Origin of the sequence: Streptomyces sp. B1866, assembly GCF_031932565.1 — a bacterium.
Taxonomy (GTDB): domain Bacteria; phylum Actinomycetota; class Actinomycetes; order Streptomycetales; family Streptomycetaceae; genus Streptomyces.
In genome coordinates, this window is sequence record NZ_JAVSCF010000078.1 from 1 (window position 1) to 23,744 (window position 23,744).

The window sequence follows — 23,744 nt, forward strand, 5'->3', positions numbered from 1 at the left end:
CAGCAGACCGAACCCCGCCCCCAACGCGGCACCGAGGACTACGAAGTCGGTCAGGCCCCACTGGCGGCGGATGCGTACGTTCCACCCCGCCAGCACCAGTGGAGCGACCTTCACCAACTCCTCGATGACCGGATCGACCGTGTACGAGGCCCTAGCCACCATCCGAGACAGCCGCTCACCTGTGATGTCCGCGACTACACGCGTGTACACCAACTCCAGCAAGGCGGTCGCCGCCCCGCAGCCGTAGACCCCCACCGCCACCGCCAGCAGCACCACCGGCCACCGCACCGACCGCGTCAACGACGACGGCACCAGCAACTGCACCACGCCGTATACGGCCGCCGCCACCATCAGCAACGCCACGCCCAGCCCCCCACGGCCGCGTCGGTCCAAGAACCGCGACGCTACGACGGACGACAGACTGCCTGCAAGAGCCACCCGCTCCTTGCGCGGGGCCACCGTGCCGTTCCCGCGAGTGCCGCGCCCTCACACAGGCAACTCTCTTTGATCTGTTGCCTCGGCCGGTCGGCAGGCGTCATCCTGCCTGACGTCACGACGCGCGTCACCGCCGATGCGCGCCGTAGCCGACCGATACGCGCACAGCTTCGGCGCGCTCGCCTCGGTGCCGGCCGGTCTCGCCCGTACCAGGAAGGCGTCCTATGCCCCGGACCACCTTGTTCCGGCAGATCATCCAGCACCGCCACCTGACCACCTACCAGGCGTTCGCCGCCCAGTTCGCCCGCGCGGCGCGCGAGCTTGCCATGCAAGACGAGGACCCACGGCTTGCCCTGCTCGAAGTCTCCTCACGGCAGTTCGACCGGTGGGTCGGCGGCGAACTGAAGTCCCGGCCGCGTCCGGACACGTGCCGGGTGCTGGAGCACATGCTCGGCAGGCCCGCCCAGGAACTGTTCGCTGCGCCCGGTGCGGGGATTACGGCTTCGGCGGTCGAACCGAGTGGTGCGGGAGCTACACCATCGGCTACGGCGGCACAGGGCGAAGAGGGCGCCGACAGCCCGCTTGAGATCATCGCGCGAGCTCGTCAGCTCACCACGGGCAACACCGACGAAGGGACGCTCGCCTTCCTCGGCACCTCGCTGGAGAGCATCGTCGCCCGCTACGAGCAGGACGGCCCCGTGCCGCTGCGAGCCCAGGCATGTTCCCTGCGGCGACTGGCGCACACCCTTCTCGACGGCCACCAACCCCCGCGCGTACGGCTGGAGCTGTTCCGCCTAGCGGCCCGGGCCTCCGGATTACTCGGGTACATGGCCGTCAACACGGGCAAGTTCGCGCACGCCGAGGCGTACTGCACGGAGGCGCGGGACCTCAGCAGGGCGATCGACGACCTGGACACCGAGCTGTGGGCGACCGGCACGCTCTCCTTCAGCCTGTACTACGCGGGCCGGTACGCCGAAGCCGACGCCTGCGCAGCCGCGGCCGTAGAGCGCGCTCCACGCAGTGCCCAGGCCATCCGGTTGCTCGTCAACGGGCGGGCGCGGGCGCTCGGCAAGCTCGGCGACCGGCAGGGCGCGCGCCGTGCCATCGGGCAGGCGCTTGAGCTGTCCGGCCTGCACGACGTGCCGAGCGGGATCACCTCGTGCATCTCCTTCGAGCCGTACGGGCACGCCCGAACCCTGGCCAACGCGGTCACCGCCCACGTATCGCTGGGCGACGCCGACCGGGCCCTGGAAGACGCCGAGGAGATCGACGACCTCGTCGAGCACTCGGACTCCTCGTGGAGCCGCGCGCTCGTCCGCCTCGACGTCTCCACCGCCCTGCTGCACCAGCCACGGCCGGACCTCGATCACGCGCTGTCCCTGGGCAGGGAGGCGTTGCGGCACTGCGGCAGCTCGCCGATCCGGTCGGTCTGGCAGCGCTCTCATGAGCTCTACGAGCAGGCCACGCGTTGGAAGGAGCACAAGGCCGTACGCGAGTATGGCGACGAGCTCCGCGCCTGGAGCGCCCAGCCGGCCGCCCTGGCCTTGTCTCGCGTCACGGCTTCGTGACCGATAGGCCCGAAGGAACCCGATAGGAGAACGCCCGGTGTCCCTGCTCCGCCCCGACCCCGCCACGTTCCCCGCCGCCCCTCCGGCCGACCTGCGCGACCCCGCGGCCATCGCGGCGCACGACTGGGCGGCCTTCAGCGCCCTGGACGAAATGGCCGATCACTGGTCACGGCCCGGCTGGGCGGACGGCACCCGGGCGTACTACTGGCTGCTGACCTTCCCCGGCCACTCCGCGCTCGCCGACCTCGCCCTGCGCTGCCAGAAGGACCTGGCTCCCCTGGGCCTGGACGCCGTGCCGGTGGACGGGCTGCACATCACGCTCACCCGCGTCGGCACCCCGGACGCCATACCCCGCGAACGGCTGGCCGACCTCGCCCGATCAGCAGGGGCCGCCTTGCCGCCCGCATTCTCGCTCCGGGCCATGCCGCTGGCCGGCTCCCGGGGCGCCGTACGGCTGTCCGTGGGCCCGTGGGAGCCACTCGTCCACCTCCAGGCCGCGCTCGTCCAAGTGGGAAGCGACGCGGGCACCGCGCCGCGAAAGCCGACGTCCGTCTTCCGGCCCCACCTCAGCCTCGCCTACAACAACCGCCGCCGTCCCGCCGCCCCGGTCATCGACGCCGTCGCGCCCCTGCGCGCTCTGCCGGCCGTCGACCTGGAGATCACCGAGGCGCGGCTGGTGGAACTGCGGCGCACCGGCACCGAATACCAGTGGGATGTCCTGCACACGGTCCGGCTGACCCCCGGACCGTCAACGGCGTTCTGATCCGCCGTCCAGTTCGATGACCGCGGCAACAGCCTTGCCGGAGGCGGTCGGCCAGACGAACCACCTGGCGGCCAGTACGTCGACGAGCCGCAGGCCGCGCCCGTTCTCGGGAAGCTCGTCCCCTGAAACAGCCGTCTGCTCCGGCGGCCGTACTGCCTCGGCGTCTTTGGCACCGTCGTGCACCCACACCACCGCCATGTCGCGGTAGACGTCGAGGACCATGTGCCCGGGGCCGCCGACCGTGTGCCGTACGGCGTTGGCCACCAGCTCGTCGGCGACGAGTACCGCGTCGTCGATGCGAGGCCCTGATGCCCGATCCGCGAGAGCCTGCCTGACCTGCTGACGGGCCAGTGCCTCGGGCCTGTCGCAGCCGCGCAGGTCGACCCTTCGGTGCTGGATTCGTCCGTCCTCGAAATCGTGTGTCGTGACGCGTTCGGTCGTTGGTCGGGACACCGTCCTGCCTCGCTCCCCGGAGACTGCCGCTGCTCTTCCGGGTGCCGTGGGCGACGGCACTCAAGCGCGCGGCTGGACCACCACCTTGAGCGTCGGCGGGGTGCGCGGGTACGCCGCCGTTCCGCCGCTGCTCCCGGCGAAGTGCGGTGAATGGCGGCGGAGGAACGGCGGAGCGACGGCGTACCGCCGTCGGATGCGCTCGTCCATCGTCTTCCTGAGCCCGTCGCGCTGGCCGCCGGGCGCGCGGCCGAACGGGCCGGTCATGCACACCCACTCGACTCGTCCCATTCCACAGACTCGCAGGAGGCACCCCGTGGTCATCCGGCACGCTCCGACGCCACGCCGATCCCTGGCGGCGCCCCCGCACGGTGATCTCGCCGAGAACGTCCCGAGGCCGGCATGACAGAGCGGTCCGTCGATCAGCAGGTCGACGCGCTGATGCTCGCCCTGGAGGACGAGTACGCCGACGCCGCCCGCACGCTCGGCGGCGTGAGCTGGCTGCACGTCCACCAGGTCCCGGTGCGTCGACTCCTCCGGCGAGTGGTCAGGCGCCTGTCGCTCCAGTCCGACGCGCCGAACGGCACCCCGTTGGGCAAGCGTCAGGGCCTGGTCACGGTAGAGAACAGCGCTTCCTTCGGCTACGTCATCTACGACATCTCAGGCGCCGGTATCCGGTACCTGCTCGATGGGGTCGGCGAAGACCTACCGGTGGTCGACGAACACACCGGCGACACCACGACCACAGTCCTCGATCCCCTCCACCTGGCGGCCACGCCTGTCTGCGCCGTCTCCTGGTCGTCCCGCCACGCCGACACCCTGCTGCCGGTGCTCGGCGAACTCGCGGACCGGGGCCTCAGCACCACCGTCGTGGACCTTGCCACCGAGCCGGACCAGAGATTCCCCGCTGCCCGCAGCTCCGGCATCACGGTCCTGCGCGCGCCGGTCGGGATGCTCGCCGCCCACGGTGGGCTGCCCGCAGGCGCCCTGTCAGCGTCGGCAGTTCGTAGGGCGCGCGTCGGCCCGCACGAGATTCCCGTCTCCCGGCTGGCCCGTCTCAGCTCCCTGGTGGTGCTGCGCAGCGCGGGCTGCACGCAGCCGTCGTGGGCGGCGGCGCTGTGGGCCGAGGCGTGGCTCGACCGTGTGCTCGCCGAGTCGCGCTCCCGGGCTCTGCTCTGCTGCAACGACATCAGCCCGCTCGGCGTCCTCGCCGTGCGCGCGGCTGAGCGCGTCGGCGCGGATACCGTGTACGTCCAGCACGGCGCCTGGGCCTCCGGGCAGGTCGCCTGGCGGGTGCGGCACTGTCGGCACATCGCCGTCATGGGGGCGCGCGACGTCGTCACCGCGCAGGAGTGGCCCGGGAGCGCCGACGCCCGGATTCACGCCGTCGGGCAGCCGCGCTTCGACGCGCTCGCGACTGCCGACCGCGCCCGGCAGCGGGCCTACCTGGAGCGTCTGCTGGCCGACCAGGCCGGCACCGTTCCGGAGCGGATCGCGGTGTGGGCCTGTCAGCCGACCCGTGAGCCGAAGCTGACCGCTCGATTCGAGGCCGTGGCGGACGGCGTTCGGAAGGCGGGCGACCGCTGGGGCCTCGTGGTCGCCCCGCATCCTGCCCAGCGCGCCACGGCCTTCGCGCAGTTCCCGCGCCGGACCGGTGGCGTGGCCGTGGCGGAGCCGGAGGTCGGCGCGCGCGGATGCCTGGCCGGGGCGGACGCCCTGCTCAGTGCATCGTCCACCTGCGGAATCGAGGCTCTGCTGCTGGACGTGCCCGTACTGGAGCTCGCCCTGTCGGACGAGCCCACGCTCGCCCTCGCCGACCACGGCGCCGCCCAGCGCTGCACGTCCGGCGCGGAGATGGCCGCCGCCCTGCGCCGCGTCGACCGGACCCCGGAGGCGGTCCGCGTCCCGGCCGCCGTCAAGAAGGCGGTCTGCCGCTGGGACGGCCGCGCCGCCGCCGCGGTCGCCGACATCGTCACCGGAGCGCTCACCCCGCCCCGCCCCCTCGCAGCAACAGAGAGGCAGTGATGTTCTCGTTCGAAGGGGACAGCGCCACCGCGCTGTTCATCCAGGCCGCCCGCCGCGCTGCCGAGGACGGCCAGTCGGTCAGCCCGCGCGGCATGCCGACCCGCGAACTGCTCGACGCCCACCTCGTACTCACCCGGCCGCGCGCCCGCCTGCTCCACCTGCCGCCGGTCCGCATCCTCAACCCGGCCTTCGCGGCCGCCGAGACCGTCTGGCACCTGTCGGGCTCCGACGACCCGTGGATCTTCGACTACAACGGGCGGTTACGGCAGTACGCGGACGACGGGGTGCTGCGGGGCGCGTACGGGCCGCGGATGCGCCGCTGGGGCGGCGGCCTCGACCAGCTCGCCCGTGTGGTGGAGATCCTGGGCGACGATCCCGACTCCCGCCGCGCGGTGATCCAGCTCTACGACCCGGCCCGCGACGCCGCCGGGCACCGCGACGTCCCCTGCACGCTCGGCTTCCGCTTCCACCTGCGCGGCGGGCGGTTGCACATGGCGACGACGATGCGCAGCCAGGACGTATGGGTCGGTCTGCCGTACGACCTGTTCTTCGCCACCGTCCTCCATGAGCTGGTGGCGGGGTGGGTCGGCGCCGAACTCGGCGTGTACCACCACCACGTCGACTCCCTGCATCTGTACGAGCGCGACGCGGCCGCCGCCGAGTCGTTGCCGACCGCCGTCGGCGGGCCGGTCGTGGAGATGCCGGAGCTGACCGTCCCGTGGGACGGCTTCGACCGGCTTCTCGGGCAGGTGCGGCACGGTGAAAGCGTCCCCGGGCACCCCGGCTGGGCCGCGATGGGTGCCGCGATGCGCAGCTACCGGCTGTGGAAGTCCGGCGAGTTGGAACGCGCCGAGCACGTCGCCCAGCAGGTTTCCGGCCCCCTGCGGCCCGCGCTCCTCACTTGGTACGCCCACCTGCGCGCCGGACGCGCACGGGCCGCAGCGACGGGAGCGGGCCGATGACCGTCGTGCTCGGACTGTGCGCCTACACCCACGACTCGGCGGCGGCGCTGCTCATCGACGGCCACCTCGTCGGCTTCGTGGAGGAGGAGCGCCTGTCGGGTGTGAAGCACACCAAGGAGTACCCGCGGCTCGCCGTCGACTGGCTGCTGCGGAAGGCCCGCATCAGCTCCGAGGACGTCGACCTGGTCGCGTACAACTTCTCCTGGCCGCTCTACCTCAAGGCCGTACCGCGCGCCGCCGCGCTCCTGGCCTCGCCCACGACCGCCGCCAGGGCCTGGCCGCGCGCCCGCGGGTTCGCCACGGTGGCCGCCCGGACCCTCCGGCGCGAGCGAGCGCTCGGACGGGCGTTCCCGCGGGCGCGGGTCCGTCCGGTCGTGCACCACCGCGCGCATCAGACCTACGCCTTCGCCGCCTCGGGATACGAGGACGCCGCGGTGCTCGTGATCGACAGCCTGGGCGAGACCCAGACCACGACGATCGCCCACGGCCTCCGGCGCGGCTCGGGCCGCCCCGAGGTCCACACGCTCCAGGCGATCGACGACCCGGCATCCCTGGGCTACGTCTACGGGGCGGTCACCGCGCACCTCGGCTGGCGGCGCGGCGACGAGGAGGGGACGGTCATGGCGCTCGCGGCGCTGGGCGATCCGGCCCGGTTCCGCTCGTTGTTCGCGCGGGCGCTGCGCGTCACGCCGGACGGGTTCACCGTCGACCCCGGGCTGTTCCCGCCCAGGACCCTGCAACCCGGGGCGGGCCGCGTCACACGGCGGTTCACGGCGGCCACCTGCCCGCCCCGGACCGCCGACGACCCCGTCGAACAGGTCCACCGGGATCTCGCCGCCGCGCTCCAGGAGCGTACGGGGGCCGTGATGCTGCACCTGGCGCGCAGGGCCCGGGACCTGACCGGCTCCTCCCGACTGTGTCTGGGCGGCGGCGTGGCCGCCAACTGCGTGGGTGTCGGCGCGATGGTGGAGGAGGGGATCTACGACGAGGTCTTCGTGCCGCCCGCGCCGGGCGACGCCGGTACGGCCCTCGGCGCGGCGGCGGCCGTCCACCTCGCGACCGCGCCGCAACCGCTGTCCGGCGTCGAGGGCGCCTGCTACCTGGGCCCTGACTACCCGACCGCCGTGCCCGACCGGGACCGGTGGCCCGGTCTGACGGTGCGGCGGCTGTCCGGCGACCGGGCGGGGTTCCTGGCCGACCAGCTTGTGGACGGGCGCATCGTCGGGCTCTTCCAGGGCCGCGCGGAGGCCGGTCCCCGGGCTCTCGGCAACCGCTCGATCCTGGCCTCGCCGCTGAGCGCGGGGGTCGTGGACCGGCTGAACTCGGCGGTGAAGTACCGCGAGCCGTTCCGCCCCTTCGCCCCCGTCGTACCGGCCGACCGCGCGGCCGAATACTTCTGCCTCGGCCAGGAGGCGCCGTTCATGTCGGTGGCGTCGCGAGTCACGGCCCAGGCGCGCGAGCGGATTCCCGCCGTCGTGCACGCCAACGGCACGGCCCGCGTCCAGACTGTCACCCCGGCCCAGAACCCGCTGCTGCACGCGACGCTCGAAGCCTTCGCGCTGCGCACCGGCGTCCCCGTCCTGATCAACACGTCTCTCAACGTCAAGGGCAAGCCCATGTGCGGCACGCCGGAGATGGCGCTGGACTGCCTGGCCGAGTCCGGGCTCGACGCCCTGCTCCTCGAAGACTGGTGGGTCACCCCATGAAGATCGGATACAGCTTCTGGGGCTTCCTCGGGCCCGGCGTCGTGGATACGCCGGACGGCGGACGCAGCCACCGCCGACCACTGGTCGACGCGCTGGCGGGCCTGGGTCACCGGCTCGTCTTCCTCCAGGCTGACCGCGACCGCCTCGAAGCGGGCGACGCCCTCGGCCATGCCTTCGACGCCGGGCTACCCGACCTGGACGCGCTGTTCCTGGAGTGGCGCTGGCCCATCCCCGGCCGCAACACCACCGCCTGCGGCAGCCCCGGCCACGCCTGTGACCTGCACCGGCAGGAGGAACTGCTGCGGCACTACACCGTCGGGCGCCGCACGCCCACCGTCATCTGGGACAAGGACCGTCGGCTGCCCGCCACCGACCCCTGGCGGCGGCACCCGGGCGTGGCCGTCTGCGAGGCGGCCCTCGAACCGACCTCCGGAGCGGTCTCCATCCTCTTTCCGGCAGACGACGACCGGCTGGACCGCGCCGCGCCGCAGACCCTGGCCACCGCCGACCGGCCGCTGCCGCTGCTATACGTCGGCAACCAGTACGACCGGGACGAGGAGTTCGACCGCTATTTCGCGCCCGCCGCCGCCGTCTTCCCGCACGCCGTGGCCGGGAAGTGGCCCGACAACGGCCGCTGGCCCGGCGTCACCTTCCTCGGCCGCCTCGGTTTCCCGGCCGCGATGGAGCTGTATGGAAAGGCGCTCGCCACCGTTCTGCTGCTGCCGAAGCGGTACGCCCAGGCGGGGCAGATGACCCAGCGGATCTTCGAGGCCGTACTCGGCGGCTGCCTGCCGTTCTGCCCGGCCGAAGTCCGGTACGCCGAACGCCTCGTCCCCGAACCGCTGCTCGTCCACGACGGCGCCGACGTCACCCGCGCACTCCGGCGGCTGCACGCCATCGCCGGCACGCCCGCACACGCGCGACTGCTCGCCGACTGCCTGGGCCGTCTCGAACCCTTTCGGCTCAGCACGCAGGTCCGCACCCTCGACACGCTGCTCACCTCCCTCGTCGGCGCCGGAGCCGCCCGATGAGGCCATACACCCGTACGCCCCTCACTAGGCTGGAGCGCCATGAAGAAGGTCGCCATCGTCGGCTGCGGCGGCAGCGGCAAGTCCTACGTCGCCCGGGAGCTCGGCCGGTTCCTCGGCGCTCCGGTGACGCACCTGGACGCCGTGTACTACGACGACGGCTGGAACCCGCTGCCGAAGGAGGACTTCGCCGCACGGCAGCGCGGCCTGGTGGCCGTCCCGGCCTGGGTGATCGACGGCAACCACAACTCCACCCTTCGGATACGGCTGGAGGCGTGCGACACGGTCGTCTTCATGGACCTGCCCACCCTCACCTGCCTGTGGGGCGTCCTCACCCGGCAGCTCCGGCACGGCCGGGGCCAGAACCAGGAGACCGGGGTCTACAACCGCATCCACTGGGGCGTCATCCGGTACGTCTGGTCCTACCGCCGGGCGATGCGCCCGCGCGTACTGCGGAAGATCGACGAGTTCGCCCGGGACCACGCCGAGGTCGTGCTGCTCAGGAGCCGGCGTCAGGCCCGCCGCTGGCTGAGGGAGCGGGCCGCCGCGCTCCGCTGATCGTCCGGCGGCCGTCGGTCTCCGACGCCGACCCGCTGACCTCCGAACCTCGTCGGAGCACGCACCGAGGGCGGTCCCGGTGATGGCGCGCTCCTTCATCAAGTCGTACGCCACACCGGCCGCGCGCGGAACCGCCCAGCGCAACCACGCCTGGCTGACCTCGTATGCCGCGCCCATGGTCCTTCCCCGCATCCTCAGCACCGGACCCACGGAGCTGGAGTTCGAGTGGGCCGTCGGCAGGCACGCCGAGCCCCGGGACCTCCCGCTACTGGCGGACCACCTCGGCGCCGCCCATGGCGCGGCGTGGCTCCGATGCCTGCGCGGGGCCCGCCTCACCGCACCACACACCGACAGCCAGGGCGTCCTCATCCCGGGCTTCACCGCTCCCCGTGAGGCCGCACTCCACCAGCGCTACCGGGACGGCTACCTGACAGCCCGGGAGCTCCCCTCGGCGCTCGCGCGCCTGAAGGAGGCGGCGGCGCGCCCGGCCGCCTTCTATAAGGACACCAACCCCCGCAACGTCCTGATCACCCCCTCGGGTCGACCGGTGACCCTCGACCCCGACGACCTGACCCTCGCCCCGTTCGGCTACGACCTGGCGAAGCTGGTCGTCACCCTGGCCATGACGTACGGGCGGCTCGCCGACGACCAGGTCACCCGGGCGCTCGCGGCTTACAACAGGGCCGCCGCCGCGCACCATCCAGCCCTTGGTGACACCACGCCCGCCCAGTTCCTGGCGTACGCCGAACTCCACGGCGTCCTCACGGCCCCGTACCTCGGCCGCGGCGGCTACCGCTGGTCCTGGTCCCAGGTACGCCCCGGGCCGCTGCCCGACGCCGCTCTTTCTCATCCCGCGCACCGGAGGAAACCGTGCCCATGAATCCGCCCGCCGAGGCAACCGCCCCGCGACCACTGCGCCGAGTCGTCGTCACCGGCTCTGCGGGTTTCATCGGCTCCCATCTCTCCCGGGCGCTCCTGGCAGCGGGTGTCACGGTGGTGGGCGTCGACCGGCGGAACCCCACCAGCGACCCGGTGGCCGCCGCCAACCTCGCCGAACTCGGCGGCTTCCCGCGCCACATCCCCGTCACCGTCGATCTGCTCGACTGCCCTCTGGAACCGCTGCTGCTGGACACCGACGCCGTCTTCCACCTCGCCGGCCTGCCCGGCGTGCGGCGTTCCTGGGGCGTCGGCTTCGACGCGTACGTCTCCGCCAACGTCCAGGCCACCCAGCGCGTCATGGACGCCGCGACCCGGCTGCGGGTGCCGCGTGTGGTCCTCGCCTCGTCCTCCAGCGTCTACGGGGCGACGAGCGGCGCCCCGAGCACCGAGGCCGACACGCCGCGCCCCGCCTCGCCCTACGCGGTGACCAAGCTGGCCGCCGAACACCTCTGCCTCGCCCAGGCCGCCCGCCCGGACTCGGCGACCACGGTGGCCGTGCTGCGGTATTTCACCGTGTACGGTCCGCGCCAGCGCAACGACATGCTCATCCACCGGGCCCTGACCGCAGTCCTGCACCAGGTCCCGCTCCGCGTCTTCGGCGACGGCCGCCAGCGGCGGGACTTCACCTACGTCGACGACGTGGTGCGCGCGACCATAGCCGCCGCCACGGTCCCCACCGGCAACGCGGTGATCAACGTCGGCGCCGGTGCGAGCGCCACGGTCTCGGACGTCCTCACCGTCGCCCAGCGGCTCACCGGCCAGCCGGTGCCCGTCATACCGTCGGCGGCCCGCGCGGGCGACGTACCCGGCACCCTCGCCGAGACCGCCCGCGCGCGTCAGCTCCTCGGCTGGAAGCCCGAGGTCTCACTGGAGGCGGGCATCGGACGACAGCTACGCCACCTTCAGGCCCTGCGTCCCCATGCGGTCCGCTGAGACGGGTCCCCGATGGGTTTCAGCGGTGGCGACTGCTGCCGGGGACGTGTGTGCTCGGCGGGGTGTAGTGGGTCGGACGTGCGGCGGGGGTGCCGGGGTGGGGCCTCGTCCTGGGTTTGGTCGGCTGAGGCGGGTTTACGGCGGCGGGTAGGTCGGCGTGGTGGCGGAGGCACCAGACGAGGACGTCGGTGAGGGATTCGGCGGTGTCGAGTTCGCGTTCTTCCACAGCCCTGTGGAGGAGTGCGGCAGGGTCGTGGCCGGCGTGCTCGGTGTGGGTGAGGGTGGCGGCGAGGGCGGGCCAGCCGGGTTCGGTGAGGATGCGGTCGGCGTGGTCGGGCAGGACGGTGCGGATCACGGTGGCGTGGCGTTCGCGTGTGTGGGCGGGGAGGTGTTGGCCGTGGGCGTTGAGGGCGGTCAGGTGGGGGTGTGCGGCGGTGTGGTAGGCGGTGCGGAGGAGTTGGGCGGTGTGGTGGGAGGCGGCGGCTTGCTGGGCGTGGTGGCGGGCGGCGTGCCAGTGGGCGGCGGCGAGGGCGAAGAAGATCAGGATGTCCAGGAGCATGGCGGTGGCGGCGCTGTCTTCACCTCGGCCGAGGGCGGGGCCTGCGTGGAGGAGGTCGCGGGCGGCTTGGCGCAGAGCCTGGTGGTGGGCGTGTTGGGCGTGGGTGTGGGAGCGGGTGGCCCGTTCGAAGGCCATGGCTGCGGCGTGTAGGTCGGCGCGGGTGCTGGCTGGGCTGGTCTGGGCGAGGGCGTCGAGGACTTCCCCGAAGGCGACGAGCTGGTCGGCGGCTGCGGTCTCGTTCTCGCTGCGGAGGGTGGTGAGGGCCTGGTGGGCGGTGGTGGTGGCTTGGCGGCGGGCTCGGGCTGGCTGGCGGGGTGCGGGCGGTTGGTCGAGGGGGTGGGCGGTGAGGCGTTTGCGGATCTGGGGCAGGGAGAGGTCGGGGGCGAGTTTGGAGGCGGAGAACCAGATCGGCTCGCGGTGGCGGTTGCGGTCGCCGGGGAGGGCGACGCTGTAGCCGGTGACGTCCCCGGACGGTGCGGTGCGTTTCTTGATGCGGACGCCTTGCTCGGTGAGGCGGCGGAAGAACTCCTGCTCGTCGGCTGCTCCGGTGAGGGCGTCGCGGATGGCGTGGCGGAGCTGGTCGCGGGCGGGGGCGGGCAGTCCTCGGCGTTCGGCTTTGTAGTGCTCCTTGCTGGTGGCGCGTTGGGCTGCGGTGCCGTCGCCGGGGTTGAGCCGGCGCAGGCCGTAGTGGTGTTCGATGCGGCGGGCTTCGGCCTGGGCGCGGGTGAAGTCGAAGTCGCGTCGGGCCAGGCGGCCGTCCTGGCGGACGAGGGTGGCGGCGATGTGGATGTGGTCCTCGGCGTGGCGGACGGCGACCCACCGGCAGGCTTTGGTGTCGCCGTCTGGGGCGATGCTGGTGGCGTGCAGGATGCGGCGGGCGATGTCGGCCCACTCGACATCGGTCAGGTGCCGGTCGCCGGGGTCGGCGCGCACCGAGCAGTGCCACACCGTCTCCCGCCGCTTGGTCTCCCCCGTCTTGGTCTTCTTCTGGAGCCGGTCGGGCGGGAGGGCTGCGACGGGGGTATCGAGCTGCCGGGCGAGCTTGGCGACGGTGTGCTCCGGGTTGCGGCCGGGGTCGGGGGCGAAGCCGTTCCAGGAGGCCACCAGGTGCGGGTCGGAATGCTCGTTCCGCTTCCCCGGCCCGTAGAGGTAGCGGATGAGACCGTAGGTGCCGCCCCGGCCGCAACTGATCTTCGGTAGCACGAGGTCTACCTCCCGGCCAGGGTCGTTGCCGTGGTGTCGACCAGGTCGAGCGCCTTCTCGACCTCGTCGAGGAGTCCGGCCGTGTGGGTGTGGAGAGGGTTGCCCGGGGTGAAGTGGCGGAGGGCTTGGGCGAGGTTGTTGCCGACGGCGGCCAGGAGGCGGTTGGTCTCCATAAGCTCCTCGACCTGGCGGCGGGGGTCGGCGAGGGCGGCGCGCGGGTCCGCCGTGTCGGCGGCGTGCAGGGCGGCTGCGGCGACCAGCGCGCCGGTCCCGGTGCGGCAGGCTCGGGCGGTGGCGGTGAGCTGGGCCCAGTGGTGGTCGCTGAAGCGGGGGCACCTGCGGATGTCCCGGCGCGGGCCCAGGCGGCGGCGGTAGCTGGTGACGATCGCTTGGATGCGGGCGGTGCGGTCGGCCGGTGTCTCGTCGTTGGCGGGAGGGGTCCAGGTGATCGCTGCGCGGGTCCGGCTGATGGCCGTGCCGACGTGGTCGAGGAGGTGGTGGGCGTGGTGGTGCGGGGTGCCGCCGGAGTTGAGGTGACGGGTGAAGGCGTTCAGCGAGGTGCCGACCGTGGCCAGGGTGTGGTTGGTGTGGATGACGGCTTCGAGCCAGCGGCGGCGGTGTGCGGCATCCGGGTCGAGCAGGGCTTCGGCGGCCGAGGCGATGAACGCCCCGTCCTTCAACCCGCACGCCACGGCAGCCGCTTGGACGGCCTGCCACTCGGGGTCGTTGAAGCGCGGGGAGACGCGGTTGCTGCGCGGTTCGAGCGCGCGCAGGCGGTAACGCGCGACGGTGGTCGCGATCGGTATGCGGGCGTCGGCGGCAGCCGTGGTGACGGTCCCGCCCGGCTGCCCCGGGCCGGGTGCCCGTGCCGCTGCCCGCGCCCGGGCGGCGATCCCAGCCGTCCCCGCCACCCCCGGGGCGGGGACCTCCCCGGAAGGACTCCTTCCGGGACAACTTGCTACGCCAACGGCGTTGGGGCGGTTGGTGGTTGGCGCGGGGTTCGGTGCCTGGGTGGGGTCGGGGAGTCGCTCGTGCACGGTATCGCTTTCAGAAGGGGTGGAACGGCGCGGGGTTCGACGGGGTCCGCGCGGTGAGGGCGGGTTACCGGTAGACCTGGCCTGGCGGGCACGGCACCGGCTGTGCGATGGGGAGCCCGAGGGGTGCCCCGGTCGTCGCATCCCGGGGCACCCTGAGCGGTCGGCTGGTTCAGCCGGTATGGGGGCGCCGCTGGGCTCCGTCGTGGGGCCGGAGGTGGTTGAGGGCTTGGGTGATGCGGTCGTTGCCTGCCGAGAGTCCTCGGGCTTCGATGGCTTGGCGGGCCATGGCGCGGGTGATGCGGCCGGAGCCGGGGTGGGCCTGGGCGATGATTCCGGCAAGCTGGTCGATGGGCGCGTCCGCGCGGCGGCCCCCTCGGGGCGTGTCGGCCCGTTCACCGGAAGCGTCTTCGCCGCTGCGGCCCGTGTCGTCGGTTGCGGGAGGCTGGCGGATGTCGGCCGCCGGGTCCGGGCTGTGGGTTCCGGCGGCGGGCCCGGCGGGGGCGTTCGGGGGCGCTGGGCGTGGGTCTGCGTGGGGTATGGCCGGTCGGGCGGCCGGAATCACTGGTGTGTCGGCCGGAATCATGGTCGGGGTTCCGGCCGTGGCCGTTCGGGTGTCGGCTTGCTGCTGCCGGGTGGCGTGGCGGGTGACGACGATGTGGAGGTGGGTGGCTCCGCCGAGGGCGAGGGGCGCGATGGTGGAGAGGATGGCGACGGCGTGGTCGCCGAGGATCAGGGTGTGGGTGCCGGGCTGGTTGAGGCGGACGGAGTGCAGGGAGTTGGCCCACAGGCTGGCGGCGGTGGCGGTGCAGAAGAGGGTCCAGGCGTAGACGCGGGTGCCCAGGGGTGCGTCGCGTAGGACGAGGATGGCGCGGACGCCGTAGGCGATGAAGCCGTCGATGACAACGGGGAAGAGGAAGCTGAGGGCCGGGGTGGTGTGGATCGCGAGGGCCACTTGGCGCAGGGCGTTGAAGGACAGCACGGCTCCGGCGGCGCCGAGGGTGATGATGACGAGCCGGTCGACCCACAGGGGGCGCCGGTAGAACTTCGCGCGCAGGGTGGACGCGGGAGCGGCGGGCGGTGGGGTGGTGGAGGGCATGCGGGGACTCCGGTCGGCCTTCCCGCGCGCAGGCGTCAGCGCGGGAGGGCGGTGGTGGTGTGAGGTGGGGTTGCGGCGAGGCGCGCCGGGGTCCGGCCGCCGGGGGGGGGGTGGTTCAGGCGGCGGTGGGGTGGCGTCTGCGGTCGGTGCCGGTGAGGGTGACGCGGTCGGTCATCTCCGCGAGGCGTGAGGTGACGCGGTCGCCGAGGGCCGCGCGCAGGTCGCGGATGGTCAGGTTGGTGGTGGCCAGGGTCGGCAGGAGGTGTTCGTACCGGTGGTTGATGAGCCGGTAGGTGATCTCCTCGGTCCACTCGGTGGTCTTGGCCGCGCCGAGGTCGTCCAGGACCAGCAGCGGGCACCGCATGAGGGCGTGCAGGTCGCGTTCGGTGTCGTGGCCGGAGCGAGGGCGCTGGGCGGCGTAGAGGTCGGCGGCGGTGGAGGCGTGCCAGCGCAGCCGGACCCCGGCCGCCAGGAGGCTGCGGACGGCGCCGTACGCCTGGTGGGTCTTGCCGGTGCCGGTGGGCCCGGCGATCAGCAGCGACCCGCCCCGGCCGATCCGCGACGTACCACCGGGCCCCGGGGCGGCGGCGCGGGTGATCTGCTGGACCCAGGCGGCGACCTGCGGGTGGTCGGCGTGGGCGTGCCGGTAGCGGGGCGGGATGCGCGCAGCGGCGGCCTCCAGCGCCACGACCGGGCCGCCGCCGTCGACGGTGGGCTGGGGATCTTCGGGGGTGGGGGTGATGCCTCGGGCGGTGAGGATGCCGGTCAGACGGTCCGCCAGGCCGATGGCGGCGAGGGGCTGCGGCTGGGCCACGGTCACAGCTCCTCGGCGTAGGCGGCCGGGTCGTGGCGGTCGGCGGGGTCGGTCCACGACCGGTGGCCCCGCCCAGTGCCCTGCGGCGCCTGGCCGGGCCTGTCAGGGGCGTTCATGGCTTCGTTGACCAGGCTGGGCAGCGCGCTGGGGTGCATGGGCTTGGCCCGGAAGCGTTCCAGTCCGGCGCGGATGTGGTCGGGGTGGATGCCTTCGGCGAGGAGTTGCTTGACTTCGTGCCCGAGGTGGCCGAGGACCTTCGCGGGCGGGCGGCTGGCGCAGGCGGCGGTGTACTCACCGATCAGGTCCCGGGCGCAGGCGGTGTCGGGCGCGGGGGCGCTCGCGCCCCCCGAAGGAACAGATCCCTGATCCAGGATCCTAGATCCAGGATCCGGTCGATGAGGGCTCACCGACGGCTCACCGAACCCTCCGGGAGAACTCACTGAACCCTCCCGGAACGGGCTCTGGCCTGCGGCTTCTGTGGTTCCCGGAGCGGTCGGTGACGTCTCGTGGCGGTTCTCAGGAGGGTGCGGTGAGGTGGCGGGGAGGGCTCCGGGAGTCCTCACGGAGCCCTCACTGAGGCCCGGCCGCTGGCCGTCGGCGTGGTGGGTCGGGCAGGCGGGGTGGCGGGTTCCGCTGGGGCGGTTGATCTTCTGGTGGCGGTGCCAGCCGGTGATGTGGAGGTAGGGCTTGCCGTCGTGGCCGGTGTAGCGGCAGATCAGGCCGGCGGTGGCGAGCTGGGCGAGGTCGTCTTCGACGTCGAGAGGGGTGTGCTCCGGGCGCAGGGGCCACAGGGCTCCGGCGATGACCGCAGGGTGGTCGCGGTGGCGGCCGTGGTCGTCGGCCTGGGTGAGCAGGCCGAAGAAGGTGCGCTCGGCGGTCAGGGACACCGAGGCGAGGGACTCGGAGGTGAACGCCTCGGGCTTGATGGTGCGGATCCGGGCCACCGCCTCAGCACCCCCGGTCGGTGTCGGGGGATGCGGTGACAGGGTGCCGGGTCGTAGGGTGGGGCATCGAGCTTCCTTCGTTTGGCGGGCGCGGGGCTGCAACCCCGGGTCATGTCGCTGGTGATCGTTCAGGGATGGGCGGTCGTGGGGAGTCGTCTCGGCCTCCGGTGCTGCAACACCGGGGGCCGATTTTTGTTGCGGTCACGAGCGGGCTCGGGGCTTACGGGACGAGCACTGTACCCGACAATTCCCGGCCTGGAATACTCGGGCCTACGAAAGGCCGCAGGCCAGGTCTCACGATGCCGATAAACGGCCCCTGCTGCTTATAGCAGCGGATCCCCGGTTGGCCAAACCGGGGATTCCGTAGACCCTTGTGTGACGGAAAGGCGCACGTCACAGGAGGGCACACAGTGCGGACAGGACAGCACGGGGTGACATGGAAAGGGAAGCGTCGGCACCTTCTCAGGCCGTCTGCGGATAAGCGGCTTGGACAGGCCGGGAATGCATGCTAAACAACACCGCCATGCTTCCACCCCCGAAAACCAGCCCTGCCTCCGGGCCGCCCTGCGGGAGTACCCGGCGCCCGTCGGCTCCGCTCCGCTGCCGGTTTCCTGCGGCAATCCGCCGCCACGTTGGCCGCTGCCCCGCCCAGCCGGGCGCGGCGCTCGGGCGGACCTCAGCGGCCCTGCCACCCGGGCCCCGGCGCGATCGGCGTAGACCGGGCCACCAGCCACACCGGCAGGCCCCACGGCGTTGCAGCGCCGACGGCCGCGCCCGACCTCTGATCACCGCCCATCCCTGAACGATCACCAGCACAGCCCGGGGTTGCAGCCCCGCGCCACCACACGAGGAACCCCCTTGCCCCACATACCGATACCCCCTGCCCACTCGCCCGCGCCGCTCGCGGCCCGGGAGGTGGACGCTCGTGGCTGACCGCCTGCTCACCGTGGCCGAAGCCGCCGAACGCCTCGGCACCACCGAGCGCTTCCCCCGCCGCCTGATCGCCGAACGCCGCATCACCTTCGTCAAGGTCGGACGCCACGTCCGCATCGCAGAAACCGCCCTCGACGCGTATATCGAAGCCAACACCGTCCAGCCCGCCACCCGCCGGACCCGCTCCCACTACCGGAAGGCCGCCTGATGGGGAACAGCAAGGGCAAGCGGCGTCGCTTCGGCGCGGTGCGCAAGCTGCCGTCAGGCCGGTTCCAGGCCCGTTACCTCGGGCCCGACGGCCTGGAGCGCCGGGCGCCGGAGACCTTCGAGACCAAGACCGATGCCGAGGTCTGGCTGACCCAGGTGGAGGCGGACCTGACGCGCGGGGACTGGACGGACCCGGATGCGGGGGCGGTGAACTTCGAGGAGTACGCCCTGCGGTGGGTGGAGGAGCGCAAGCTGGCCGCCACGACCGACGAGCTGTACCGGCGGTTGCTGCGGCTGCACATCCTGCCCACCTTCCGACAGTGGGACCTCGACGAGATCACCCCGCCCCGGGTACGTACCTGGCGTGCCGAGCGGCTGGAGACCACAGGCGCCGACACCACCGTCGCGAAGGCGTACCGGCTACTGAAAGCGATCATGCAGACGGCGACCGATGACGAGCTCATCCGGCGCAACCCCTGCCGGATCAAGGGCGCGGGCAAGGAAGAAGCGGACGAGCGGCCGACCGCCACGATCGAGCAGGTCGACGCGCTTGCCGACGCGGTGGGCCCGCGCTGGCGGCTGATGGTCTACCTCGCCGCCTACGCCAGCCTGCGGCCGGAGGAGCAGGCCGAACTCCGGCGGCCGGATGTCGTCTTCCCCGACGAGCCGCAGGCCCGGCAGCAGCAGCGTGACGCGGGGCATCAGCCCGTCCTGCTACGTATCAGCCGCGCCTCGCCCGAGCTGACCACCGGCCGCCGGGTAACTGGCGACCCGAAGTCCGACGCCGGGAAGCGGGTCGTCGTCCTGCCCGCGTTCTTGTCGGTCGACGTGCGGAGGCACCTGGACTGGTTCGCCGCCAAGGAGCCGGACGGGCTGCTGTTCGTCGGCGAGCGTGGCGCGCCCTTCCGCCGGTCGACCTTCGGGCGGAGGTGGCGCAAGGCCAGGGAGAAGGTCGGGCTTCCGCCTGGCTTCCGCTTCTACGACCTGCGGCACACCGGCAACACCCTGGCGGCCGATACGGGTGCCAAGCTCAAGGACCTCATGGTCCGAGCCGGCCAGTCCTCGCAGAGGGCACAGCTCATTTACCAGCACTCCACGCTGGAGCATCAGCAGCGGATCGCCGCTGACATCGATGCCCGCGTCCGGGGACGACGTACCACCCGGCCACAGGGGCCCGAAGCAAGGCCTTACAAGCGGGACGCCTGACCCGCGGCTGCCGCAGGACGGTCCGGGCAGGAGCGAGACCTGCCTGGACCGTCGCAGCGGCGGATCCCTCTCCCGAGGGTGCCGTGTTGGGGCACGATGGGCGGGTGACATACCCGGTGACCGTTGATCTGTGCCTTCCGGAAAGCGCTCCGGAACTCGACGCTCTCCAGCGGGAGGGCGTCATCTTCTTGCTGCGGAAGGGGCTCGACTCGATCGATGCCGTCGAGGGACCGGACGGGATGGAAGTCGAGTTCCTCGACGACGCCATCGCCGTCCACCCTGGCGGTGCCCTGCTGAGGCTCTTCGTCGACGCTCCGGCGCTGGAGTTCGCCGAGGACGCCGTACGCGCGGTCGTCGCGGGACTCCTGGAACGCAGCGAACTGCTCGCCGACTGGGAGATCGCCCAGTGCGAGGTGCAACTGCACCCCGACCTCGCCCGTGAGAGCCTCGAAGCGGCCGACGGTCCGGACGCACCGCCGGCCGATCCCGCGGAACGCGCCCGGCGCCACGCGGACACCGGGACCGTCGGCGAGCCGGGCCGTCTGAACGAGGCCGAAGTCGAGGCGATGCGGCAGAAACTCCGCTCCTTCGCACAGCGCCTTCAGTCCTTCCCGCTGGAGTCCTTCGGCTACTCGGACGACGAGGAGGAACGCGTCGTCAGCCGTGAAGCGGCGGAGATTGCGGCCGGTGCGCTGGTGTACGCCATCGATCTGCTGGTGGACGAGCTGTTCCTGGACCTGGCTTCGCTGGGCAAGGACGGGCCGAACGTCGCCGAGAGCGAGAGGGTGTTCATGGTCCTGGAGGAACTGCCCCCGCAGTTCGCGCTCCAGTACACGGTCCTGTTCACCAGGCGACTGATCGCCACGGCGATCACGATGACCGGCCGCCTCACCCAGTCCCACTTCGGCATGTTGACCTGCGTCGCTGAGGAACTGTTGCTGCGCATCCTGCTCACCAAGGCCGAGGTGACGGTCGACCTCTACGGCCTGCTGAGTGACGAGGTCAGCACCGCCTGGGAGGTCTTCGCCGACGGCGTGTACGAGGACATGGACCACGAATGGCTGTACGACCCGGCCGCGGACGGCATCGACAAGGACCCTGCCTCCGCACACCTCGGCATAGCGCCCATGGGCGTCAAGGACTGGTTCACCCCCTTCGGCGACAAGCGGCACGTGCATCCCTACGCCGCGAACGGCGAGGAGGAAGAGCAAGCGGAGCAGCCGGAGGGACAGCCCGAATGATCATCCGTCGGGGCCGTCTGGCACGGATCTGGCACGGGCCGTACAGCCTGGAGCGGACCTCCGCTGACGGTCTCTGCTACAGGCGGTTCCTCGCCTGACCTGGGGAGAAAATGCTGACATAAGGCAGTACAACCGGACAGAATGATGTGGCGCGAATCATGCAAATCGCGTCTCGCCATTCGGGTACCTGCGGCCGCTCGCGGTCAGCCGGGGGCAATGAAAGCCCCTACGAGGGCCGGATCCGGGGCCATCTGGCACGGATCTGGCACGCGATGCTTAGAGAGGTCCAGGCAACAAACAACCCCCGGGCCTCTGACCTGGGGGTTCAGTATGGAGCGGGTGACGAGAATCGAACTCGCGCTCTGAGCTTGGGAAGCTCATGTTCTACCATTAAACTACACCCGCGTAAGACACCACCACTGCGGTGTCGCACCGTCGCACACTGTACCCCATCCGCGACCCCCACCGCATGCGCCGTCAAGCCCCCGGGCCCGCCCGCGGAGTGGCTGGAAGGGCGGGGTGGCGGGTGGATGGGGGTTGGGTTCGTCCCCTACTGTGGCTTTTCTCAGTCGCGATCATGGGGAAGGGATCCGATGGAGCACACCGTCGTCCGCTGTGCCGCAGGGCACGTGTTCAGCACCGCCTCGTTCCCGATGCAGAACCTCGGCCGCCTCGGTCCCGGTCGGCTGGTGCGCTGTCCGCGCTGTGCGCGGCTGCGCAGCGCCGTGCCGGTGGCGCGCAGCGGGCGGTAGGGGCGCCGACGGCGCGGGTGCGTATTCTCGTGGCGTGCTTCTCTCAGACAAGGATATCCGGACAGAGATCGACGCCGGACGGGTGCGCATCGAGCCGTACGAGCCCTCGATGGTGCAGCCGTCCAGCATCGACGTGCGGCTCGATCGCTATTTCCGGGTGTTCGAGAACCACCGGTATCCGCACATCGACCCCGCCGAGGAGCAGTCCGACCTGACCCGGCTCGTGGAGCCGGAGAAGGACGACGCCTTCATCCTGCATCCGGGGGAGTTCGTGCTGGCCTCGACGTACGAGGTGGTCACGCTGCCGGACGACATCGCCTCGCGGCTGGAGGGGAAGTCGAGCCTCGGGCGGCTGGGGCTGCTGACGCACTCGACCGCCGGGTTCATCGACCCCGGCTTCTCCGGGCACGTCACGCTGGAGCTGTCGAACGTCGCCACGCTGCCGATCAAGCTGTGGCCCGGCATGAAGATCGGGCAGCTGTGCATGTTCCGGTTGACCTCGCCCGCCGAGCACCCGTACGGGTCCGCGCGGTACGGCTCCCGCTACCAGGGGCAGCGCGGGCCCACCCCCTCCCGGTCCTATCTCAACTTTCACCGGACCCAGGTCTGAGAAGGCCGGTCGGGGTCTGTCGGCCGCGCCCGGCCCGGCGCTACAGCGTGCCCAGCTTCAGCAGCGCCAGCAGCGCCACCAGCTGGATCGCCGACGCGCCCAGCGCCTTCGGCCACGGCAGGTCGTGCGACCTGCTCACCATCGACGTGAACAGCGCGCCGGCCGCCACCCAGGTGGCCCAGCCCAGCACCTGGACGAACGAGCTGTCGCCGCCCAGGAACATCGCGAAGAGCAGGCGCGGCGCGTCCGTGATCGACATGATCAGCATGGACAGGCCGACGGTCGGCGCCCACGCGCCGTCGCCGCCGAGCTGCCGGGCCAGCGTGTGGGTGACCGCGCCGAGGACCAGGCCGCTGAGGACCACCGCGACGCCCGTGGTGAGCACCCACGGGATGCTCTGCGACATCGGCGCCTTCAGGACGTCGTGGCGGGCCTCGTCCAGGCCGAAGACCGCCAGCAGGCCGTAGACGAAGGTCACGGCGAGCGCCGGGCCCCACATCGGGTGGTCGCGCATCTGCCAGAAGGTGGCCGACGGGCGCAGCACGATGCCGCTCAGCAGGTCCTTCCAGGGCAGCCGGGGGGCGGCCGGCGGGGCGGTGGAGGAGCCGGCGCGGTAGGTGTTCGCGGCGTAGCCGCCGGGGTCGCCGCCGTCGTACGGGCCGTAGGGGGGCGAGGCGCCGTGCGGGCCGGGCCCGGGGGCGTAGTCGTCGGCGTACGGGGAGTACGGGGCGTCCGGGCCGTACGAGGGGGTCGGGCCGTACGCGTCCGGGGCATCGCCCACGCCGTACGGGTGGGTCTGGCCGCTGGGGTCGGCGTAGCGGCGGTCGCCCGGGCCGAAGTAGTCCGGCTCCCCTGGCGCGCCCGGGCCCTGGCCGCCGTACGGGCTCGGGTGTCCGTACGGCGGCGGCTGAGGTGGTCCCTGCCACTGCCCCTGTCGCGCCGACTGGGCGTCCCGTCCGCGTCCGCTCCTGAATCCAGCCACGATGCGAACGTACCCCGTCCGCCTGGCCGGGGCGCGGGCGCGGCGGTGCGGGACCGGCTTTGCTGCCGAGCTGTGACATCCCTTAGGGGGACCCTGAGCCCTTTCGCCGTGTCTGATTCTCGACCCTCGATTGGTATCTCGCGGTAACGTTTCCGCGCTTCTCCGTCGCGGTCGTCCCCCCGGGTGCGGCGCCCCTCGGACGGTCGGCTGACCGGCCCGCCGACGTGCCGCGACGGTCCGCAGGCGGTGGCCGGGCGGTGCGCGGACCGCTTTGTGAACGACGTAAGGGGCGGAAGGGCTGTAGGAGACATTCAGGGGCCAGTGTTTCGGTCATCAACCCGTCGAGAGCGGCAATCTTGTTGTGGAAATCGACACCCGACGGTCAGGATGCGATGGTGCCATGTTCAACCTGGGGGAACGGGGGCGGCCATGTTCGTACCTGACCACGCGAGGCGGGCCGAAGGCGGCGTACGACGGGCAGCGGAGCGGAGTGTCCCACGGGCGCGGCCGACCGGGCGCGGACCGGTGAGGCGGTGAGGGAGGGCACGGGCGAGGCGTGACGATGGCCGACCGGAGCGGCAAGGCGGCCGCCTCCCGTACCGTCCGCCCGCCGCGGACGGACAGCGGCCCGCCGCGGACGGACAGCGTCCGCGCCCACGATGACGACGGCGCCGGGTTCGCCGGGCGTTCCGGGGTGTTCGCGGGTCCCGGCACGGCCGGCGGGCGCGGCGCGCCGCCGCCGGCGGGCGGGCGCGGCGCGCGGTTACCCGGTTCCGGCTCGCGCGCGGGCCAC

Annotated in this window: 23 protein-coding genes and 1 tRNA gene; 14 read left to right on the top strand and 10 right to left on the bottom strand. The window is 72.4% G+C overall.

Features of this window, described 5'->3' with window-relative positions; translation table 11 throughout:
• The coding region (locus tag RKE29_RS13295; RefSeq protein ID WP_312005415.1) for a PrsW family glutamic-type intramembrane protease at positions 1-438 on the bottom strand (438 nt) is incomplete at its 3' end.
• Positions 439-659: 221 nt separating this feature from the next.
• On the opposite strand from RKE29_RS13295, the gene RKE29_RS13300 reads away from it, so the two are divergent.
• Together RKE29_RS13300 and RKE29_RS13305 are read left to right on the top strand one after the other, a co-directional pair.
• Positions 660-2,003 carry a hypothetical protein gene (locus tag RKE29_RS13300; protein WP_312005416.1) on the top strand — a complete coding sequence of 448 codons (1,344 nt, stop codon included), beginning with the start codon at positions 660-662 and terminating at the stop codon, positions 2,001-2,003.
• Positions 2,004-2,040: 37 nt separating this feature from the next.
• Positions 2,041-2,766 carry a 2'-5' RNA ligase family protein gene (locus RKE29_RS13305; protein ID WP_312005417.1) on the top strand — a complete coding sequence of 242 codons (726 nt, stop codon included), beginning with the start codon at positions 2,041-2,043 and terminating at the stop codon, positions 2,764-2,766.
• Here RKE29_RS13305 and RKE29_RS13310 read toward each other — a convergent pair.
• Together RKE29_RS13310 and RKE29_RS13315 are read right to left on the bottom strand one after the other, a co-directional pair.
• A complete protein-coding gene (locus RKE29_RS13310) occupies positions 2,752-3,219 on the bottom strand; it encodes an ATP-binding protein (RefSeq protein ID WP_312005418.1) in 468 nt (155 codons plus the stop codon). The two genes, RKE29_RS13305 and RKE29_RS13310, sit on opposite strands and share 15 nt — an antisense overlap.
• Positions 3,220-3,279: 60 nt before the next feature.
• Entirely contained in the window at positions 3,280-3,507 is a 228-nt protein-coding gene (locus tag RKE29_RS13315; protein ID WP_312005419.1) for a hypothetical protein, read from the bottom strand.
• Between the two features lie 111 nt (positions 3,508-3,618).
• On the opposite strand from RKE29_RS13315, the gene RKE29_RS13320 reads away from it, so the two are divergent.
• The 7 genes from RKE29_RS13320 (at position 3,619) to RKE29_RS13350 (ending at position 11,367) form a co-directional block, all read left to right on the top strand.
• A complete protein-coding gene (locus tag RKE29_RS13320) occupies positions 3,619-5,241 on the top strand; it encodes a hypothetical protein (protein WP_312005420.1) in 1,623 nt (540 codons plus the stop codon).
• Positions 5,241-6,203: a thymidylate synthase gene (locus RKE29_RS13325; protein ID WP_312005421.1), complete on the top strand. Its 963-nt coding sequence runs from the start codon at positions 5,241-5,243 to the stop codon at positions 6,201-6,203. Before RKE29_RS13320 ends, RKE29_RS13325 begins: the two co-directional genes overlap by 1 nt.
• Entirely contained in the window at positions 6,200-7,909 is a 1,710-nt protein-coding gene (locus RKE29_RS13330; RefSeq protein WP_312005422.1) for a carbamoyltransferase C-terminal domain-containing protein, read from the top strand. The genes RKE29_RS13325 and RKE29_RS13330 overlap by 4 nt, the downstream gene beginning before the upstream one ends.
• Complete coding sequence (locus RKE29_RS13335; RefSeq protein ID WP_312005423.1) at positions 7,906-8,940, top strand: hypothetical protein; 1,035 nt, start codon at positions 7,906-7,908, stop codon at positions 8,938-8,940. The genes RKE29_RS13330 and RKE29_RS13335 overlap by 4 nt, the downstream gene beginning before the upstream one ends.
• A gap of 39 nt (positions 8,941-8,979) precedes the next feature.
• Positions 8,980-9,495: a topology modulation protein gene (locus RKE29_RS13340; protein WP_312005424.1), complete on the top strand. Its 516-nt coding sequence runs from the start codon at positions 8,980-8,982 to the stop codon at positions 9,493-9,495.
• A gap of 82 nt (positions 9,496-9,577) precedes the next feature.
• A complete protein-coding gene (locus RKE29_RS13345) occupies positions 9,578-10,375 on the top strand; it encodes a phosphotransferase (RefSeq protein WP_312005425.1) in 798 nt (265 codons plus the stop codon).
• On the top strand, positions 10,372-11,367 hold the full coding sequence (locus RKE29_RS13350; RefSeq protein ID WP_312005426.1) for an NAD-dependent epimerase/dehydratase family protein: 996 nt from the start codon (positions 10,372-10,374) through the stop codon (positions 11,365-11,367). The genes RKE29_RS13345 and RKE29_RS13350 overlap by 4 nt, the downstream gene beginning before the upstream one ends.
• Before the next feature lie 19 nt (positions 11,368-11,386).
• Here the strand turns inward: RKE29_RS13350 and RKE29_RS13355 are convergent, their stop codons facing one another.
• The 5 genes from RKE29_RS13355 to RKE29_RS13375 all read right to left on the bottom strand — a co-directional run bounded on the left by RKE29_RS13355 (position 11,387) and on the right by RKE29_RS13375 (position 17,020).
• On the bottom strand, positions 11,387-13,129 hold the full coding sequence (locus RKE29_RS13355; protein WP_312005427.1) for a relaxase/mobilization nuclease domain-containing protein: 1,743 nt from the start codon (positions 13,127-13,129) through the stop codon (positions 11,387-11,389).
• A 5-nt stretch (positions 13,130-13,134) separates the two neighbouring features.
• Positions 13,135-14,040 (bottom strand): hypothetical protein, encoded by a 906-nt coding sequence (locus RKE29_RS13360; RefSeq protein WP_312005428.1) that lies wholly within the window; start codon positions 14,038-14,040, stop codon positions 13,135-13,137.
• 295 nt (positions 14,041-14,335) lie between these two features.
• Positions 14,336-15,262 (bottom strand): DUF2637 domain-containing protein, encoded by a 927-nt coding sequence (locus RKE29_RS13365; protein WP_312005429.1) that lies wholly within the window; start codon positions 15,260-15,262, stop codon positions 14,336-14,338.
• A gap of 115 nt (positions 15,263-15,377) precedes the next feature.
• Positions 15,378-16,076, bottom strand: a complete 699-nt coding sequence (locus RKE29_RS13370; protein ID WP_312005430.1) for an ATP-binding protein — start codon at positions 16,074-16,076, stop codon at positions 15,378-15,380.
• 2 nt (positions 16,077-16,078) lie between these two features.
• Complete coding sequence (locus tag RKE29_RS13375) at positions 16,079-17,020, bottom strand: hypothetical protein (protein WP_312005431.1); 942 nt, start codon at positions 17,018-17,020, stop codon at positions 16,079-16,081.
• Positions 17,021-17,945: 925 nt separating this feature from the next.
• Between RKE29_RS13375 and RKE29_RS13380 the strand changes: the two genes are divergently transcribed.
• From RKE29_RS13380 to RKE29_RS13390, 3 genes are all read left to right on the top strand, one after another.
• Entirely contained in the window at positions 17,946-18,161 is a 216-nt protein-coding gene (locus RKE29_RS13380) for an excisionase family DNA-binding protein (RefSeq protein ID WP_312005432.1), read from the top strand.
• The gene (locus RKE29_RS13385; protein WP_312005433.1) at positions 18,161-19,366 is read left to right on the top strand and encodes a tyrosine-type recombinase/integrase; all 1,206 of its coding nucleotides are present in this window, start codon (positions 18,161-18,163) and stop codon (positions 19,364-19,366) included. The genes RKE29_RS13380 and RKE29_RS13385 overlap by 1 nt, the downstream gene beginning before the upstream one ends.
• Positions 19,367-19,470: 104 nt before the next feature.
• Positions 19,471-20,607, top strand: a complete 1,137-nt coding sequence (locus tag RKE29_RS13390; RefSeq protein WP_312005434.1) for a hypothetical protein — start codon at positions 19,471-19,473, stop codon at positions 20,605-20,607.
• Positions 20,608-20,938: 331 nt separating this feature from the next.
• Here RKE29_RS13390 and RKE29_RS13395 read toward each other — a convergent pair.
• A tRNA-Gly gene (locus RKE29_RS13395) sits at positions 20,939-21,012 on the bottom strand.
• A 188-nt stretch (positions 21,013-21,200) separates the two neighbouring features.
• Between RKE29_RS13395 and RKE29_RS13400 the strand changes: the two genes are divergently transcribed.
• Both RKE29_RS13400 and dcd read left to right on the top strand, forming a co-directional pair.
• Positions 21,201-21,359 carry a hypothetical protein gene (locus RKE29_RS13400; RefSeq protein ID WP_312005435.1) on the top strand — a complete coding sequence of 53 codons (159 nt, stop codon included), beginning with the start codon at positions 21,201-21,203 and terminating at the stop codon, positions 21,357-21,359.
• Positions 21,360-21,393: 34 nt separating this feature from the next.
• Positions 21,394-21,969, top strand: a complete 576-nt coding sequence (gene dcd / locus RKE29_RS13405) for a dCTP deaminase (protein WP_312005436.1) — start codon at positions 21,394-21,396, stop codon at positions 21,967-21,969.
• Between the two features lie 40 nt (positions 21,970-22,009).
• Here the strand turns inward: dcd and RKE29_RS13410 are convergent, their stop codons facing one another.
• Complete coding sequence (locus RKE29_RS13410; RefSeq protein ID WP_312005437.1) at positions 22,010-22,951, bottom strand: Yip1 family protein; 942 nt, start codon at positions 22,949-22,951, stop codon at positions 22,010-22,012.
• Positions 22,952-23,744 lie beyond the last annotated feature (793 nt).